Annotated in this window: 10 protein-coding genes; 3 read left to right on the top strand and 7 right to left on the bottom strand. The window is 70.5% G+C overall.

Annotation, left to right across the window (positions count from 1 at the left end):
- Positions 1–33: 33 nt before the first annotated feature.
- Positions 34–2,355 (bottom strand): MMPL family transporter, encoded by a 2,322-nt coding sequence (locus ACFC0D_RS17345; protein WP_376436124.1) that lies wholly within the window; start codon positions 2,353–2,355, stop codon positions 34–36.
- Between the two features lie 163 nt (positions 2,356–2,518).
- Here ACFC0D_RS17345 and ACFC0D_RS17340 point away from each other — a divergent pair, with 163 nt between their 5' ends.
- Complete coding sequence (locus ACFC0D_RS17340; RefSeq protein WP_376436121.1) at positions 2,519–3,202, top strand: TetR/AcrR family transcriptional regulator; 684 nt, start codon at positions 2,519–2,521, stop codon at positions 3,200–3,202.
- Here ACFC0D_RS17340 and ACFC0D_RS17335 read toward each other — a convergent pair.
- Positions 3,180–4,394, bottom strand: coding sequence for a cation:proton antiporter (locus ACFC0D_RS17335; RefSeq protein WP_376436118.1), 1,215 nt, complete (start codon positions 4,392–4,394; stop codon positions 3,180–3,182). The two genes, ACFC0D_RS17340 and ACFC0D_RS17335, sit on opposite strands and share 23 nt — an antisense overlap.
- A gap of 145 nt (positions 4,395–4,539) precedes the next feature.
- Here ACFC0D_RS17335 and ACFC0D_RS17330 point away from each other — a divergent pair, with 145 nt between their 5' ends.
- Entirely contained in the window at positions 4,540–4,773 is a 234-nt protein-coding gene (locus ACFC0D_RS17330; protein WP_376436115.1) for a heavy-metal-associated domain-containing protein, read from the top strand.
- A 94-nt stretch (positions 4,774–4,867) separates the two neighbouring features.
- Positions 4,868–7,117 (top strand): heavy metal translocating P-type ATPase, encoded by a 2,250-nt coding sequence (locus tag ACFC0D_RS17325; protein WP_376436112.1) that lies wholly within the window; start codon positions 4,868–4,870, stop codon positions 7,115–7,117.
- Between the two features lie 450 nt (positions 7,118–7,567).
- On the opposite strand, the gene ACFC0D_RS17320 is transcribed toward ACFC0D_RS17325, so the two are convergent.
- From ACFC0D_RS17320 to ACFC0D_RS17300, 5 genes are all read right to left on the bottom strand, one after another.
- A complete protein-coding gene (locus ACFC0D_RS17320; protein ID WP_376436109.1) occupies positions 7,568–8,857 on the bottom strand; it encodes a citrate synthase in 1,290 nt (429 codons plus the stop codon).
- A gap of 179 nt (positions 8,858–9,036) precedes the next feature.
- Complete coding sequence (locus tag ACFC0D_RS17315; RefSeq protein ID WP_376436106.1) at positions 9,037–11,280, bottom strand: ATP-dependent RecD-like DNA helicase; 2,244 nt, start codon at positions 11,278–11,280, stop codon at positions 9,037–9,039.
- A gap of 123 nt (positions 11,281–11,403) precedes the next feature.
- Positions 11,404–12,240, bottom strand: a complete 837-nt coding sequence (locus ACFC0D_RS17310; protein WP_376436104.1) for a sugar phosphate isomerase/epimerase family protein — start codon at positions 12,238–12,240, stop codon at positions 11,404–11,406.
- Positions 12,237–13,388 carry a dihydrodipicolinate synthase family protein gene (locus tag ACFC0D_RS17305; RefSeq protein WP_376436101.1) on the bottom strand — a complete coding sequence of 384 codons (1,152 nt, stop codon included), beginning with the start codon at positions 13,386–13,388 and terminating at the stop codon, positions 12,237–12,239. The genes ACFC0D_RS17310 and ACFC0D_RS17305 overlap by 4 nt, the downstream gene beginning before the upstream one ends.
- Positions 13,385–14,536 carry a Gfo/Idh/MocA family protein gene (locus ACFC0D_RS17300; RefSeq protein WP_376436098.1) on the bottom strand — a complete coding sequence of 384 codons (1,152 nt, stop codon included), beginning with the start codon at positions 14,534–14,536 and terminating at the stop codon, positions 13,385–13,387. Before ACFC0D_RS17300 ends, ACFC0D_RS17305 begins: the two co-directional genes overlap by 4 nt.
- Between the last annotated feature and the right edge of the window lie 13 nt (positions 14,537–14,549).

Genomic DNA, 14,549 nt, shown 5'->3' with positions numbered 1-14,549 from the left:
CCTTCACCGTCGTCCGGAATCCGGCCCTCCAACCTAGCTGCCGACGGACTCCTTGTCTCGGGCGTCCTGGCGCACCCCTTCCGACGCCTCCGCCTGCGCCGCCCCCGTCCGCTCCGGTGCCGTCTCCGCGCCGCCCTCGCTGATGCCGAACCGGTCGTGGAAGCGGCGCAGCGGGCCCGGTGCCCACCAGGTCAGCCGCCCGGTCAGCTTCATCACGGAGGGGACGAGCAGGCTGCGCACCACCATCGCGTCCACCAGCACGGCGAGCGCGACGCCGAGGCCGAGCATCTTGGTGTTGGTCACCCGGGAGGTGCCGATGGCCACCATGACGACGGCCAGGATCACGGCGGCGGCGGTGATCAGGCCGCCCGTGTGGCGCAGGCCGAAGCGGACCGCGTGGTCGTGGTCGCCCGTCTGGTCGTACTCCTCCTTGATCCGGGATATCAGGAACACGCCGTAGTCCATCGAGAGTCCGAAGGCGACGCAGAACATCAGCACCGGCAGGGTCGTCTCGATGTCGCCGGTCGGGGTGAAGCCGAGGAACCCGGAGAGATGGCCTTCCTGGAAGACCCAGACGACCGCGCCGAACATCGCGGTCAGGCTGAGCCCGTTCAGGACGACGGCCTGGATCGGGATCAGCACACTGCCGGTCAGCAGGAAGACCAGGAGCAGGGTCACGACCACGATGATCGCCCCCGCCCACGGAAGCCGGTCGCCTATGGCGTCCTTGGAGTCGACGAGGACGGCGGCGGCCCCGGTGACGGATGTGTCGAACGGGGCAGGCTCGGCTCGCAGTTCGCCCACCACATCCTGGGCCGTGTCGCCGACGCCCTCGCCCTCCGGAATCACCGTGAAGTACGCATGGGCTCCGGCTCCGGTGCCCGGGGTCACCGGGCCGTCCACCCGCACGATCCCGTCAAGGGCCCCGATCCGCTCGCGGTAGTCGGCGTACTCGGCCGGGGTGGCGCCGCCCTCGGCGAGGACCGTGAGCCCGCCGCCCGGGCTGCCGGGGAAGCCGTCGCGCAGCTCGTCCTGGACGACCCTGGACTCGGCGGTGGTCGGGAGCTGCCTGTCGTCGACCGTGCCGAACTTCGCGTCGAGGAAGGGAAGTCCGAGGAGCACGAGACCCGCCGTGGTGACGACGGCGAAGACCGGCGCGCGCCGCATCACCAGAGTCGCCGTCCGCGCCCAGCCGGCCCCCGACTCCCTGGCACCCGGCTCCGCGGCCCCCGACTCCGCGGCATCCGCCCCCGCCGCCTCCGGCGTGCCTTCGGCGGCCCGGCGACGGCGCTTGAAGAGGCGTCGCAGGTCGAGCGCGTTGACCCGCTCCCCGAGCAGCATCAGCGCGGCGGGCAGCAGGATCAGCGCGGCTGCCGCGGCGAGCAGCACGACCGCGATGCCCGCGTAGGCGAAGGAGCGCAGGAAGTACTGCGGGAAGACCAGCATCGCGGCGAGCGACGCCGCCACGGTCAAGGCGGAGAAGAGTACCGTCCGCCCGGCCGTCCGCAGGGTGATACCGACGGCGGTCCGGGTGTCGGCCCCTCGGCCGAGCTCCTCACGGAACCTGCGGACCACGAACAGGGCGTAGTCGATGGCGAGTCCGAGTCCGAGGGCCGTCGTCAGGTTCTGCGCGAAGACCGAGACGTCGGTGAGTTCGGTGAGGCCGCGCAGCACCGCGTTCGTTCCCAGGATGGCCACGATGCCGATGCCCAGCGGCAGCATGGCCGCGACCGCGCTGCCGAAGACCATGACGAGCAGGACGAGCGTCACCGGCAGGGCGATCAGCTCGGCGCGCAGCAGGTCCTCCTCGATGACCGTCTGCATCTCGTGCTGCACGGCCAGCTGGCCGCCGACGGAGACCTCGACCGGTCCGTGGGCGCCGCGGTAGTCGGGGGCGATCCGCTCCAGGATCTCGCCGGCCTCCTTCTCGTCGCCGTCGACCCTGGCGACGATCACCGCTTGCCGGCCGTCCTCGGAGCGCAGGGCCGGGGAGCCGGTCCCCCAGTAGGAACCGATGCCACTGACCCCTCGCTCGGCGTCGAGCCGCTGGGCGAGACGCCGGGCCTCGGCGGCCACGGCGGGATCGTCGACCCCGCCCTCCCGCGCGCTCACGAGCAGGAGCAGATTGGGCTGGGAGGCGGGGAACTCCCGCTCCAGGACCTGTGTCGCATATGTGGACTCGGCGTCCGGGTCCTGGAAGCCGCCGCTTCCCATCCGGTCGGCGACACCGCTGCCCGCGAGAACGGAGAGCGCGGTGATCACCAGCGCGACCAGCAGGGACAGGCGTGGCCTGGCCGTCACGAACCGGGTCCACCCCCCGCCCCGGGCGGGCCCTGAATTCTTGACTTCGGCCATGACGCGGTGTCCCCTTCACCGTGACCCATGCGCTCGCTTCCCGGCAGGTCGCATGGGTCGTCCGTTGCCATAGACTGGCAAACACGAGTCATCGCTCGCGTTTCACAAGAATGCGAGCGACCACTCGTGTTTGTCAAACATGCTGAGAGAGCTGGGGACAGTCATGTCCGAGGAGACGCCCGAGAGTTCGGCGGAACAGAAGCCGCGCCGCCGGCAGGCCCGCGGCGAGCGCCGCATCGCGCAGCTGCTCCAGGCGGCGGCGAACGTCTTCTGCAGCAACGGCTACACGGCCGCCAGCACCAACGCGATCGCCCGCGAGGCCAGCGTCTCCCCCGGAACGCTCTACCAGTACTTCCCGAACAAGGAGGCGATCGCCGTCGAGCTCGGCGGCCGCCTGCTGCACCAGATGCGCGAGATGCACGGACAGGCGTTCACCCCGGCCAACCTCGCCCTCCCACTGCCCGAGCTCATGGACGCCGTGCTCGACCCGATGATCGAGTTCAACTGCAAGAACCCGGTCTTCCTCGCCCTGATGCACGGCTCCGAGATCCCCGGCCGGATCGCCGAGGAGCACGACGCCCTGCACGCCTCGCTCCTGACCTCGGTCCAGAGTCTGTTCGACCACCACCTGCCGGACCACACCCCCGAGGACCGCACCCTCAAGGCCGAGATGACCTTCTCGGTCGTCAAGGGCGGGCTCACCCTGATCCTCGCCGCCGCCGACGGGCCCGGGCGGGACGCGGCGATCGCCGAGCTGAAGACGCTCCTCCTGGGCTATCTCGGCCCGCTCATCGGGGACTCCCCGGCCGCCGCCGGCAGCACCCTCACCACGACTCCGACTCCGTGATCGACTCCCTCGACGGCGCCTTCCCTCCCGCCCCCGACCTGAGCCTCAGCGCGAGGAGCGGGAAGACGAGGACGGACATCATCCCGGCGCCCACGAGCGCGGCCGCCTCGCCGGCCGTCAGCGCCTTGTCGTCGAGGCCGATGGTCGTGATCGCGACGACGAGCGGCAGGGCCGTCGAGCTGTAGAGCACCAGCGCGCCGCGGTCCGCGCGGCCGAGGTCGCGCGGGGCCAGGAGCAGGACGGGCCCGCCGCGCACCACCAGGAAGAGCAGCAGGAAGACCGGCAGGAGCAGCAGCGTCCGCCCGCCGTCGAGCAGCGAGTCCAGGTCGAACTCGATGCCGGTGACGACGAAGAAGACCGGCACCAGGAACCCGAAGCCGACGGCCTCGACCTTCTCCAGGACGGCCGGACCCGACTCCGGGGCGGCGCCGGTCAGGACGAGCCGGGTGATCAGACCGGCGGCGAAGGCACCGAGGAGCACGTCGAGACCGAGGGCCTGCGAGGCCCCCAGCATCACGGCGAGCAGCAGGAAGACGAAGCGCACCGCGAACTGACCACTGGTGTGCAGGGTCTTGGCGACGACCCGGGAGAACCAGGGCGGCCTCGGCCGCAGCGCCCAGAGGACGGCCGCCGCCGTGAGCGCCGCGAAGACCGCGAGCACCGCCGTCGACTGCCCCGGGCTCCGTCCGCTCAGGAGCAGCGCCATCGCGATGATCGGCCCGAACTCCCCCACCGCACCGAAGGCCATCACCACCGAGCCGAACCGGCCGTGCAGTTCGCCCGCGTCCCGCAGGACCGGCAGGACGGTGCCGAGTGCCGTGCTGGTGAGGGCCACCCCGATGAAGACGCCCTCGTGGAATCCGCCGCCCAGCAGCACACCGGCCCCGAGCCCGAGCGCCAGGGCGATCACCCACGCCCACACCGAGCGCCGCAGGGTGTCGCCGCGCACCTTGCCGAACTCGATCTCGTACCCCGCGAGGAAGATCAGCATCGCGAGGCCGAGCTCCGAGAGACCGTCGATCAGGGCGTCCGCGTGCGCCCAGCCGAGTACGTCGGGGCCGATGAGGATGCCGAGCAGGATCTCGAAGATGACGAGCGGTACGGGAAGGCGGCGCCCCACTCCGTAGGCCAGCAGCGGCGCCAGAACGGCGATCGCCATGATCAGGATCAGCGTGGTCCCCGATTGCGACATGTCGGGTATCTACCATGTCGGGCCCGCCCGGTCGCCCCGCTCGCGCGGCACGGGCGGGGCGAGAGTGGATTTTATACCCCCCAGGGGTATAACCTGTGCTTCAGTACGAGCCTGAACCAGTACCACCCTCGAAGAGGAGACCGTCATGACCGCCGAGACGACGACCGAACTCACCACCGTCTACCAGGTCAAGGGAATGACCTGCGGGCACTGCGAGGGCGCGGTCTCCAGTGAGATCTCCGAGATCGCCGGCGTCTCCTCCGTCAAGGCCGTGGCCGCCACCGGCCAGGTCACCGTGGTCTCCGCGGCCCCGCTCGACGAGGCCGCCGTCCGCGCCGCCGTCGACGAGGCCGGCTACGAGCTCGTCGACCAGGCCTGAGCACCGAAGGCCGGCACCCGAGCCACGCCACGGCATAACGCGGCAGGGCCGTACCGTTACGACGGTACGGCCCTGCTCCCTTTTGGAACGGCACATGACCTCCAGTCCCGCCTCCCCCCTCACCACCGAGCTGACCATCGGCGGGATGACCTGCGCCTCCTGCGCGGCCCGCGTCGAGAAGAAGCTCAACCGTATGGACGGCGTCACCGCGACCGTCAACTACGCGACGGAGAAGGCGCGGATCGAGCACCCGCCCGAGGTCGACGTCGCCGACCTGATCGCCACGGTCGTCAGGACGGGGTACACCGCCGAGGAACCCCCGCCGCCCGAACCCGAACCGACGGCGGGGACGGACACGGAGCCGTCGAAGGCCGAGCGGGACGAGGACCCGGAGCTCGGCTCGCTCCGTCAGCGGCTGACCGTCTCCGCCCTCCTCTCCGCGCCCGTCGTCCTGCTCGCCATGGTCCCGGCCCTCCAGTTCGACAACTGGCAGTGGCTGTCCCTGACCCTCGCCGCGCCCGTCGTCGTCTGGGGCGGCCTGCCCTTCCACCGCGCCACCTGGACGAATCTGCGCCACGGCGCCGCGACCATGGACACCCTCGTCTCGATCGGCACCCTGGCGGCCTTCGGCTGGTCGCTGTGGGCCCTGTTCCTCGGCGACGCCGGCATGACCGGGATGCGCCACGGCTTCGACCTGACCGTCGACCGCGCCGACGCCTCCTCCAGCATCTATCTGGAGGTGGCGGCAGGCGTCATCACGTTCATCCTGCTCGGCCGCTATCTGGAGGCCCGGGCCAAGCGGAAGGCCGGCGCCGCGCTCCACGCCCTGCTGGAGCTGGGCGCCAAGGACGTGGCGGTGCTGCGAGGAGGCGCGGAGGTGCGGATTCCGGTGGCCGCCCTCAGGGTCGGCGAGCTGTTCGTCGTACGGCCCGGGGAGAAGATCGCCACCGACGGCACCGTGACCGAGGGCGCCTCCGCCGTCGACGCCTCCATGCTCACCGGCGAGTCCGTCCCGGTCGACGTTACACCCGGCGATCCGGTGAGCGGGGGATGTGTGAACACCTCCGGCCGGCTGGTCGTCGAGGCGACCCGCGTCGGCGCGGACACCCAGCTCGCCCGCATGGCGAAGCTCGTCGAGGACGCCCAGAACGGCAAGGCCGAGGTCCAGCGTCTCGCCGACAAGGTCTCCGCCGTCTTCGTGCCGATCGTCCTCTTCATCGCCCTCGGCACCCTGCTGACCTGGCTCTTCGTGGTCCAGGACACCACGGCCGCGTTCACCGCGGCCGTCGCCGTACTGATCATCGCCTGCCCCTGCGCGCTCGGCCTCGCCACCCCGACCGCGCTCATGGTCGGCACCGGCCGCGGCGCGCAGCTCGGCATCCTCATCAAGGGCCCCGAGGTCCTGGAGTCCACCCGTCGCGTCGACACCGTGGTTCTCGACAAGACGGGGACCGTCACCACCGGCCGGATGCGGCTCCAGAAGGCGTACGCGTACGAGGGTGAGGACGAGGCCGAGCTGCTGCGTCTCGCGGGCGCCCTGGAGCACGCCTCTGAGCACCCCGTCGCCCAGGCGGTCGCCGCCGGCGCCGCCGAGAGGCTCGGGCACTCCGCGGCCGGGCTGCCCGTACCGACCGCCTTCGAGAACGTGCCCGGCCTCGGTGTGCGCGGCACGGTCGACGGCCACCGGGTCCTGGTCGGCCGCGCGGCCCTGCTCGAGGCCGAAGGCATCGACGTACCCGGGGTGCCGGAGCCCGGCGCCGTCCAGGTCGCCTGGGACGGCCGCGCCCGCGGAGCCGTCACGGTCGCCGACGCGGTCAAGGAGACCAGCGCCGAGGCCGTCGCCCAACTGCGCGCCCTCGGCCTGACACCGGTCCTGCTGACCGGTGACGGGCGGGCCGTCGCGGAGACGGTCGCCGCCGATGTCGGCATCGACGCGGACCAGGTCTTCGCCGAGGTGCTCCCGCAGGAGAAGGTCGATGTGATCCGGCGCCTCCAGGCCGAGGGCCGGACGGTCGCGATGGTCGGCGACGGCGTCAACGACGCGGCGGCACTCGCCACCGCCGACCTGGGCCTGGCGATGGGCACCGGCACGGACGCGGCCATCGAGGCGAGCGACCTGACGCTGGTCCGCGGCGACCTGCGCGTGGCGGCGGACGCCATCCGGCTGTCCCGCCGGACCCTGGCGACGATCAAGGGGAACCTGGGTTGGGCCTTCGGCTACAACTGCGCCGCTCTGCCACTCGCCGCCCTCGGACTGCTCAACCCGATGATCGCGGGTTTGTCCATGGCCTTTTCGTCCGTATTTGTCGTGACAAACAGCCTGCGACTTCGGAGGTTCACGTGAATTCACCTACACGTGACGCACAGGACCTTCACAAAGAGACCTAGATCACAGATATTTAGGGGTAACCATTCGGGCCGTTCGCGAGTCTAAGTGGGCGATGCCAAGAACGTCTTGGGGGACGTTCATGGGATGTCTTGGGGGACGTTCCAGGCAAGCGTTGGCCGGGGCACGTGCACCGGGGAGCTTTGAGCGGCCCTCCCGTACGTACGTACCCCGGCAGACCGCGTAGACCCGCCTAGCTTCTGCTGAACCCGGCAGACGCCCGGCCCGGATCCCGTGGGGGGAATCCGCACCGGGGATATGGAAAGCGCCCCGCTCGCCGACCCGTGGGGGGATCGGCAGCGGGGCGCTTTTCGTTCGGCGCGCCGTGCGGCGGAGGCGGACGCCCACGCCCACGGCGGCAAGCCTGTGCGGCCTCGGGGGCCTCTACAGCCTCATGCCACTACGGCGTCAGCGGCTCTCGACCGGGACGAAGTCGCGCAGGACCTCGCCGGTGTAGATCTGGCGCGGGCGGCCGATGCGGGAACCCGGCTCCTTGATCATCTCGTGCCACTGGGCGATCCAGCCCGGCAGACGGCCGAGCGCGAAGAGCACGGTGAACATCTCGGTCGGGAAGCCCATCGCGCGGTAGATGAGGCCCGTGTAGAAGTCCACGTTCGGGTAGAGGTTGCGCGAGACGAAGTAGTCGTCGGAGAGCGCGTGCTCCTCCAGCTTGAGCGCGATGTCCAGCAGCTCGTCGGACTTGCCGAGGGCGGAGAGCACATCGTGCGCCGCGGCCTTGATGATCTTGGCGCGCGGGTCGAAGGACTTGTACACCCGGTGGCCGAAGCCCATCAGGCGGACGCCGTCCTCCTTGTTCTTCACCTTGTTGATGAAGGAGTCGACATCGCCACCGTTGGCCTTGATGCCCTCGAGCATCTCCAGGACCGACTGGTTGGCGCCACCGTGCAGGGGGCCCCACAGGGCCGAGATGCCGGCGGAGATCGACGCGAACATGTTCGCCTGGCTCGAACCCACCAGACGGACGGTGGACGTCGAACAGTTCTGCTCGTGGTCCGCGTGCAGGATCAGCAGCTTGTCGAGCGCCGAGACCACGACCGGGTCGAGCTCGTACTCCTGGGCCGGGACAGAGAAGGTCATGCGCAGGAAGTTCTCGACGTACCCGAGGTCGTTGCGCGGGTACACGAAGGGGTGGCCGATCGACTTCTTGTAGGCGTACGCCGCGATCGTCGGCAGCTTGGCGAGCAGCCGGATCGTCGAGAGGTGACGCTGCGTCTCGTCGAACGGGTTGTGGCTGTCCTGGTAGAAGGTGGACAGCGCGGAGACCACCGAGGAGAGCATCGCCATCGGGTGGGCGTCACGCGGGAAGCCCTGGAAGAAGCGCTTGACGTCCTCGTGCAGCAGCGTGTGCTGGGTGATCTCGTTCTGGAAGGTCGCCAGCTCGTCGACCTTGGGAAGCTCACCGTTGATCAGCAGCGAGGCCACCTCGAGGAAGGTGGACTGCTCCGCCAGCTGCTCGATGGGGTAGCCGCGGTACCGCAGAATGCCCTGCTCGCCGTCGAGGTAGGTGATGGCGGATTTATAGGCGGCTGTGTTGCCGTATCCACTGTCCAGGGTGACCAGACCGGTCTGGGCTCGGAGCTTCCCGATGTCGAAGCCCTTGTCGCCGACGGTGCTCTCGACCACCGGGTAGGTGTATTCACCGTCCGCGTACCGCAGTACTACAGAGTTGTCGCTCACGTCATCCCTCACCGACGTAGTGCCTCTTCTTCGAGGTGCCCTGACTGTCTCTACCATCCCCCATTTGGCTCAGGAGAGTGCACTCGGGGTCGACCATTGGGCCATTTGGCGGCACTCAGTGCCGCCAACCTGCTCATCTTGCCCCCTTCGCCCCGTTCGGGGAAGTCCGGGGTCCTCTTTCACACGACTGCCGAGAGCCGGTGGGCCAGAGCGGTGAAGCGTCTGCCTGCGGAAACCGTACGGACGGCCTGGCCGATCGCCTTGCGCGAACCGACCAGGACGACGAGCTTCTTCGCCCGGGTGACGGCCGTGTAGAGCAGATTCCGCTGGAGCATCATCCAGGCGCTCGTGGTGACGGGGATCACGACCGCCGGATACTCGCTGCCCTGCGAGCGGTGGATGGTGACGGCGTACGCATGGGCCAGCTCGTCCAGTTCGTCGAAGTCGTACGGCACCTCCTCGTCCTCGTCGGTCCGAACGGTCAGCCGCTGTTCGACGACGTCGAGCGAGGTCACGACACCCACCGTGCCGTTGAAGACGCCGTTGGCGCCTTTGTCATAGTTGTTGCGGATCTGGGTGACCTTGTCGCCGACCCGGAAGACCCGGCCACCGAACCGCTTCTCCGGGACGTCGGGGCGGGCCGGGGTGACGGCCTGCTGGAGCAGCCCGTTGAGCGCGCCGGCGCCCGCGGGACCACGGTGCATGGGCGCGAGCACCTGAACGTCCCGGCGCGGATCGAGACCGAACTTGGCGGGAATCCGCCGCGCCGCGACCTCGACCGCGACCCGGGCTGCATCCTCGGTCTCCTCCTCCGCGAACAGGAAGAAGTCCGGCAGGCCGGTGGTGACGGGCGGGATCCCCTCGTTGATGCGGTGGGCGTTGGTGACCACCCCCGACCGCTGCGCCTGGCGGAAGATGCGCGTCAACCGGACGGCCGGCACCGGGCTGTCCGGCGCGAGCAGATCGCCGAGGACCTCGCCCGCGCCGACCGAGGGCAGCTGGTCCACATCCCCGACGAGCAGGAGATGGGCACCGGGTGCCACCGCCTTCACCAGCTTGTTGGCGAGCAGCAGATCGAGCATGGACGCCTCGTCCACCACGACCAGATCGGCGTCGAGCGGCCGGTCCCGGTCGTAGGCCGCGTCGCCGCCCGGCTTGAGCTCCAGAAGCCGGTGGACCGTCGACGCCTCGGTGCCGGTCAGCTCGGCGAGCCGCTTGGCCGCGCGCCCGGTCGGGGCCGCCAGGACGACCTTGGCCCGCTTCGCCCTGGCCAGCTCCACGATCGAGCGGACCGTGAACGACTTCCCGCACCCCGGGCCGCCGGTGAGCACGGCGACCTTGCGGGTCAGGGCGAGCCGCACGGCCTCCTCCTGCTCGGGCGCGAGCGAGGCCCCGGTGCGGTCGGCGAGCCAGGACAGGGCCTTGTCCCAGGCGACGTCCTGGAAGCCCGGCATCCGGTCCTCGGCGGCGTGCAGCAGGCGCTTCGTCTGCGCGGCGAGGGAGAGCTCGGCGCGGTGGAACGGGATCAGATACACGGCCGTCACGGGCAGCCCCTCGGGGCCCGGAACGGTCTCCCGCACCACCCCCTCGGGGTCCTGCGCCAGCTCGGCGAGACACTCGATGACAAGCCCGGTGTCGACCTGGAGCAGCTTCACGGCCTCGCGGATCAGCTGCTCCTCGGGCAAGAAGCAGTGCCCCTGGTCGGTGGACTGCGACAGGGCGTACTGCAGCCCCGCCTTGACCCGGTCGGGGCTGTCGTGCGGAATCCCGACGGCCTGGGCGATCTTGTCGGCGGTGAGGAACCCGATGCCCCAGACGTCGGCGGCCAGCCGATAGGGCTGATTCCGGACGACGGAGATCGAGGCGTCGCCGTACTTCTTGTAGATCCGCACGGCGATGGAGGTGGAGACACCGACTCCCTGGAGGAAGACCATCACCTCCTTGATCGCCTTCTGCTCCTCCCAGGCGGCGGTGATGTTCTTCGTGCGCTTGGGACCCAGGCCGGGCACCTCGATCAGGCGCGCAGGGGCCCCCTCCAGGATCTCGAGGGTCTCCAGGCCGAAGTGCTGCGTGATGCGGTCGGCGAAGACCGGACCGATGCCTTTGACGAGCCCGGAGCCGAGGTAGCGGCGGATGCCCTGGATGGTGGCGGGCAGGACGGTCGTGTAGTTCTCGACCGTGAACTGCTTGCCGTACTGCGGATGGGACCCCCAACGCCCCTCCATCCGCAGCGACTCCCCCGGCTGCGCCCCGAGCAACGCCCCGACGACCGTGAGGAGATCGCCGGCACCGCGCCCGGTGTCGACGCGGGCGACGGTGTAGCCGCTCTCCTCATTGGCGTACGTGATCCGCTCAAGCACCCCTTCGACGACGGCCTGTCGGTGAGCCTGCCCCGGCACCTGGCCCTGACCCTGGTTGGACATGCCCCGAAGGTAGCGAAGAGCTCGGACATCGGGTGGGGAGTGTGCGGTCGGGGCTGTGGACAAATCAACTCCGGTTCGGCGGGCCCGCTGGACCGGCTCGACCGAGGCATCAGGACCCTGGGGTCAGCCGAGCTGGCCGACGTGGTCCGAGAACCTCCCCACCGTCTCCTCCAGGACCTCCACCCCGTCCCTCGCCCACAGCTCGTCGTTGAAGAGCTCCACCTCGATCGGGCCCCGGTACCCCGCCCCCTCCACGAGCTCGCACCAGGCCCGGAGGTCGATCGCGCCGTCGCCCAGTTGGCCCCGGCCGTTGAGGACTCCGGCCGGGAGGGGGGTCGTCCAGTCGGCCAGCTGGAAGGCGTGGATGCGGTCCGCCGCGCCCGCCCTCGCGACCGCCGCCGGCGCCCGGTCGTCCCACCAGATGTGGTACGTGTCCACGACCACGCCCACCTGCGAGGACGGGAAGCGTTCCGCGATCTCCAGGGCCTGGTCCAGGGTGGAGACCGCGCAGCGGTCCGACGCGTACATCGGGTGGAGGGGTTCGATCGCCAGGCGTACGCCCCGCTCCCCCGCGTACGGCGCGAGTTCGGCGATCGCGTCCGTGATCCGGGCGCGGGCCGCCGTCAGGTCGCGGCTGCCCCGGGCGAGGCCGCCCGAGACGAGGACCAAGGTGTCCGTGCCCAGCGTCGCCGCCTCGTCGATCGCCTCGCGGTTGTCGTCCAGGGACTCCGCCGTCGTGAAGAAGCCGCCCCGGCACAACGACGTGACCGTCAGGCCCGCGTCGCGTACCAGCTTGGCCGCCGCCTCCAGGCCGTACTCCGCGACCGGCTCCCGCCACAGGCCCACGCCCGGGACGGCGAGCCGTACGCACTGCTCCACCAACTCCGGCAGCGACAGCTGCTTCACCGTCATCTGGTTGATGCTGAAGCGCGAGAGCGATTCGGGGCTCCATGCGGTCATCGGCTCACTCCGTACACCGTCAGCAGGGACTTCATCCGGGACTCGGCCAGCTCCGGATCGGGGAACAGGCCGAGCCCGTCCGCCAGTTCGTACGCCCGTGCCAGGTGCGGCAGCGAGCGGGCGGACTGCAGGCCGCCGACCATCGTGAAGTGGTCCTGGTGGCCGGCCAGCCAGGCCAGGAACACGACCCCCGTCTTGTAGAAGCGGGTCGGGGTCCGGAAGAGGTGGCGCGACAGCTCCACCGTCGGGTCCAGGACCTCCCGGAACCCCTTGACGTCGCCCGTGTCCAGGATCCGTACCGCCTCCGCCGCCAGCGGGCCCAGCGGGTCGAAGATGCCGAGCAGCGCATGGCTGAAGCCCTGGTCGTCGCCCGCGATCAGCTCGGGGTAGTTGAAGTCGTCACCCGTGTAGCAGCGGACGCCCTCCGGCAGGCGGCGGCGCAGGTCGATCTCGCGCTGAGCGTCGAGGAGGGAGACCTTGATGCCGTCGACCTTGTCGGGGTGCGCCGCGATGGCCTCCAGGAAGGTGTCGGTCGCGGTGTCGAGGTCGGCCGAGCCCCAGTAGCCGTCGAGCGCCGGGTCGAACATCGGCCCCAGCCAGTGCAGGATCACCGGCTCGCTCGCCTGCCGGAGGAGGTGGCCGTACGTGTCGAGGTAGTCGTCCGCGCCCCGGGCCGCCCCGGCGAGGGCCCGCGAAGCCATGAGGATGGCCTGGGAGCCGGTCTCCTCCACGAGCGCCAGCTGTTCCTCGTACGCCTTGCGGACCGCCATCAGATCGACGGAACCGGTCAGTTGGTCCGTCCCCACACCGCACGCGATGCGGCCCCCCACCGCCTTCGCCTCCGCCGCCGAGCGGCGGATCAGCTCCGCCGCGCCCGCCCAGTCCAGGCCCATCCCCCGCTGCGCGGTGTCCATGGCCTCCGCGACGCCGAGGCCCTGTGCCCAGAGGTGGCGGCGGAAGGCGAGGGTGGCGTCCCAGTCGACGGCGGCCGGCGAGTCGGGGGTGGTGTCGGCGTACGGGTCGGCGACGACATGGGCGGCGGAGAAGACCGTACGGGAGGTCAGGGCGCCGCCCACAGGGGCCGGGGGGCGTGCCGGGCGGGGGCTGTACTCCCGTACGCCTCCGGCCCCGTCGGGAAGGCGGATCACAGCGAGACCTCCGGGACTTCCAGGCGCCGGCCCTCGGCCGCCGACCGCAGCCCCAGCTCGGCGAGCTGTACGCCACGCGCGCCCGCCAGCAGGTCCCACTGGTAGGGCTCGTCGAGGACCACGTGCTTCAGGAAGAGCTCCCACTGGGCCTTGAAGCCGTTGTCGAAGGCGGCGTTGTCCGGGACCTCCTGCCACTGCTCGCGGAAGGGTTCGGTGGCCGGGATGTCCGGGTTCCATACCGGCTTGGGGGTGGCCGAGCGGTGCTGGACGCGGCAGTTCCGCAGGCCCGCGACGGCGGAGCCGTGGGTGCCGTCGACCTGGAACTCGACGAGTTCGTCGCGGTTCACGCGTACCGCCCAGGAGGAGTTGATCTGGGCGATCGCCCCGCCCTCCAGCTGGAAGATGCCGTACGCGGCGTCGTCGGCGGTGGCGGCGTACGGCTTGCCCTGCTCGTCCCAGCGCTGCGGTATGTGCGTGGCGACGTGCGCGGAGACGCTGGTGACCCGGCCGAAGAGCTCGTGGAGCACGTACTCCCAGTGCGGGAACATGTCGACGACGATGCCGCCGCCGTCCTCGGCGCGGTAGTTCCAGCTGGGGCGCTGGGCGTCCTGCCAGTCACCCTCGAAGACCCAGTAGCCGAACTCCCCGCGTACGGAGAGGATCTCGCCGAAGAAGCCGCCGTCGATGAGGCGCTTCAGCTTGAGCAGGCCCGGCAGGAAGATCTTGTCCTGGACGACGCCGTGCTTGACGCCCTTCTCGGTGGCGAGCCTGGCGAGTCCCAGGGCGCCGGCCAGGTCTCCCGCCGTCGGCTTCTCGGTGTAGATGTGCTTGCCGGCGGCGACGGCCTTGCGGATCGCCTCGACGCGCGCGGAGGTGACCTGGGCGTCGAAGTAGATCTCCACCGACTCGTCGGCGAGGACGGCGTCGAGGTCGGTGGACCACTCGGTGAGACCGTGCTGCTCGGCGAGTGCGCGCAGGGCGTGCTCACGACGGCCGACGAGGACGGGCTCGGGCCAGAGGGTCTCGCCGTTGCCGAGGTCGAGGCCCCCCTGCTCGCGCAGGGCGAGGATCGAGCGGACGAGGTGCTGGCGGTAGCCCATGCGTCCGGTGACGCCGTTCATGGCGATACGGACTGTCCTGCGTGTCACGAAGGTCCCTCCA

Origin of the sequence: Streptomyces sp. NPDC056222, from assembly GCF_042264065.1 — a bacterium.
Lineage (GTDB): Bacteria > Actinomycetota > Actinomycetes > Streptomycetales > Streptomycetaceae > Streptomyces.
This window is presented reverse-complemented; position numbering and strand designations above follow the sequence as displayed.

Excerpts from the sequence above, each read along its gene's own strand:
- ACFC0D_RS17345 (WP_376436124.1), bottom strand. The coding sequence starts at position 2,355 with ATGGCCGAAGTCAAGAATTCAGGGCCCGCCCGGGGCGGGGGGTGGACC.
- ACFC0D_RS17340 (WP_376436121.1), top strand. The coding sequence starts at position 2,519 with ATGTCCGAGGAGACGCCCGAGAGTTCGGCGGAACAGAAGCCGCGCCGC.
- ACFC0D_RS17335 (WP_376436118.1), bottom strand. The coding sequence starts at position 4,394 with ATGTCGCAATCGGGGACCACGCTGATCCTGATCATGGCGATCGCCGTT.
- ACFC0D_RS17330 (WP_376436115.1), top strand. The coding sequence starts at position 4,540 with ATGACCGCCGAGACGACGACCGAACTCACCACCGTCTACCAGGTCAAG.
- ACFC0D_RS17325 (WP_376436112.1), top strand. The coding sequence starts at position 4,868 with ATGACCTCCAGTCCCGCCTCCCCCCTCACCACCGAGCTGACCATCGGC.
- ACFC0D_RS17315 (WP_376436106.1), bottom strand. The coding sequence starts at position 11,280 with ATGTCCAACCAGGGTCAGGGCCAGGTGCCGGGGCAGGCTCACCGACAG.
- ACFC0D_RS17310 (WP_376436104.1), bottom strand. The coding sequence starts at position 12,240 with ATGACCGCATGGAGCCCCGAATCGCTCTCGCGCTTCAGCATCAACCAG.